The organism is Peribacillus sp., from assembly GCF_059453735.1.
Window position 1 is genome coordinate 1 of record NZ_JAZVJO010000296.1, and the last position, 2909, is coordinate 2909.

The 2909-nt window shown below is 40.8% G+C and carries 2 protein-coding genes and 1 pseudogene; 1 reads left to right on the forward strand and 2 read right to left on the reverse strand.

From position 1 onward, the window contains the following. Positions 1 to 437, forward strand: a pseudogene (locus AC52RT_RS09450) (MFS transporter); the annotation flags it as partial. 15 nt (positions 438 to 452) lie between these two features. Here AC52RT_RS09450 and AC52RT_RS09455 read toward each other — a convergent pair. Together AC52RT_RS09455 and AC52RT_RS09460 are read right to left on the reverse strand one after the other, a co-directional pair. Then, positions 453 to 1727 (reverse strand): MFS transporter, encoded by a 1275-nt coding sequence (locus AC52RT_RS09455; protein WP_495540507.1) that lies wholly within the window; start codon positions 1725 to 1727, stop codon positions 453 to 455. Continuing rightward, the coding region (locus AC52RT_RS09460; RefSeq protein ID WP_495540508.1) for an alkaline phosphatase family protein at positions 1705 to 2909 on the reverse strand (1205 nt) is incomplete at its 5' end. The genes AC52RT_RS09460 and AC52RT_RS09455, both read right to left, overlap by 23 nt.

Here is a 2909-nt window from a genome sequence, read left to right on the forward strand (position 1 = left end):
TGGGCATTATTCTAGCTTCACAGGTGACCGGAAGACTCGCTGGAAAAGTGAAGGAAGGTGTATTACTTGTGTTTGGCTTATTTATGGCGACGACAGGGGGAATCATTCTTTTAACTGGTATCCTACTTCAAGCGGGCCTTATAGTGATATTGATTGGCTTGTTTTTCTCGGTTTCAAGTGTGGGAATTGTCGGAACAACCAGCTTTGCATTGGCAATGGAGAATCAGCGGAGTCATGCGGGAAGTGCAGCTGCTTTACTCGGACTGATTCCATTTATACTAGGAGCCATAGTGGCTCCGCTTGTGGGACTTGGAGGAGAAGAGAGTACGCTTCCAATGGGACTGGTTATATTGGGCAGCCAATTGATCGCCATACTCTCTTACTTTATTGTTGCCCGTCCGATGCTGAAAAAGGGTAAATCAAATGAGCAAGCCTAAATGACTAGCTCTTTTTTAGACGGAGATCGTTGGTGGAGAAGCAGGTTTTCCTTGATCAGGAACCCGGAGTAAAAGTATGCCGCCGATTATGAATAAAATGATTAAGCTAAACAAGCCATTGCTGGTATTTCCCGTTAATTGGGCGGTTATTCCGACCAGTACTGGGCCAAGTATAGCCGCGAATTTTCCGATTATATTGTAAAATCCAAAGAACTCATTAGAGGATTGTTTAGGAATAAGTTTAGCATAATAAGAGCGGCTTAATGCTTGAATCCCTCCCTGTGCGGATGCTACCATCATAGCGATAATCCAGAAATCAACAACCGTTTTTATAAAGTAAGCATAGATACAAATAATGATATAAATAAGAATGCCGAAAAGAAGCATTTTCTTATCATTGAATCGCTCTGCCAGCCTCCCAAATAAAATGGTTAAGGGAGCGCTAACGATTTGTGTGATGAATAATACGAGCAGAAGACTAGTGGAATCAAGACCTAAATCTGTTCCAAAAACGGTAGCCATGGTCATAACCGTATTCACCCCATCTATGTAAAAGAAATAGGCTAGGAGGAAGAGAAATAAGGCTCGGTAAGCTTTTATATTTTTTATCGTCTTAATAAGTTTTTTAAAACTGGCTGTTACAGGGCGGGGAACACGATCTACATAATATTGTTGTTCGACATGTTTAATCATAGGAATGGTGAAAAGTCCCCACCATAAAGCAGTAATGGCAATAGCCGCTTGACTGGAAACAGTTACAGATAGTGGAATGACAGCCTGCTGTGACAAGATAATAAGTGCAATACCGATAATGAAAGGGATGGTGCTTCCTATATAACCTAACGCAAATCCATTAGCAGAAATACGGTGCATCCTATCTGAACTGGTTACGTCGACAAGAAAAGCGTCATAGAAGATATTTGCTCCTGCAAAGCCGATAGAAGTAAAAATAAAACAGATTAATAAGATCAACCATTCTTCATGTGGAATGACGGCCAGCATCATCGTAAATAAAACACCTAAGGACACAAAAAAGATGAAAAAACGTTTTTTAAAGCCTTTAAAGTCCGCAAGCGTACCTAGAAGCGGGGCTAAGATTGCAATGAGAAGTGCTGCAATAGAATTCGCATATCCCCAATAGGCAGTGGAAGTGGAGGCTGCGATACCAGCATCTGTTGCCGATGATTTAAATAATAACGGGAAAATGGCTGTAACGACCACAATCGAATAAGCTGAATTTGCCCAATCGTAAAAAGCCCAGCTTCGTTCAGGCACGGACATTTTTTTCATAACTTGCCCCCCTTTGAACATTGTCAATATCCAATAATGCTTCAGTGATATATCCATCCGTTTGGCCGATATCTAAACCTAGAAGTCTAGCTAATGTTGGGCCAATATCAGTCAAATGCATATAAGGAATGGTTCTGTTTGGATAAATGCCTTTACCCGATGCCATTAAAAAGGTAGTATAATTTTGTTTTTCGGGAGAATAGCCATGTGCACCAAACATGTATTTTTTATTTGTCATTACGTCAAACGCAGTCACATTCTTTTGATAGTTACCTAGGTAATCTTCGATAAAATAATAGCCGGATCTTGCTTCAATCATAAATGCACATTCGGGATCAGCACCTTTTCTGCCCGCTTCTTCTCCGGTCAGGACATATTCAATTCCCTTAGCAGGATCAGCGGCTAATTTCGTAAGAATGTCTTTTACGGATTTCAAGGTTTGGGTATCTTTAGGATGCTTGAGGTAAATATATGCTGAGCCGTCACAGCTCTTACAATAGGCTTTCCAATCATTGATTTTGCCTTTTCGATTAACTGTAATCAAGTTTTCCTCATACAGAATAACATTAGGACTTATTGCTTTATTTTCATCCAATGCACTATGATCTCCCAAAACAACTACAGTGGTTTCTGCTAATTCTCCTCTTTCTTCAAGGTCATCCAGAATACGGCCAAGCCGTTTATCATGTCGATGAATCGCCTCAGTTGCTTCACTTGAAAAGACACCATTTTGATGTCTGCTTGTATCCAAATCGGTAAAATGAATAAGAAGTAAATCAGGCTTTTTGGTTTGCATGGTATAGATCGTACACTCTAAAACAAAGTCATCTAATTCGGGTTGGTTTAGTCCATTACGGATATGGCCAAAGCGCTTGTTAAGATCCCATAAAAAAGCGGGTGTGCCGTTTAAGAGTGATACGGCTATTTGGTTATGCCATGGACGATTTGCAAATATCTCAGGCAGATTGTATTGAATGCTTTTCGCCTTCCCTGTGACTGGCCACAACAGAGCAGCGGTTGTCAGGTTTGCTTTATAGGCTTCATCATATAATGTCGTACCTTTAATATCAGAACGGTACCAGTTCCAATCTGGGGAAGAAACCCCTGGCTGCAGTAAGGTATTGTTAATGACTCCATGGCGTTTAGGGTGATTCCCCGTCACGATGGACACATGACTTGGAT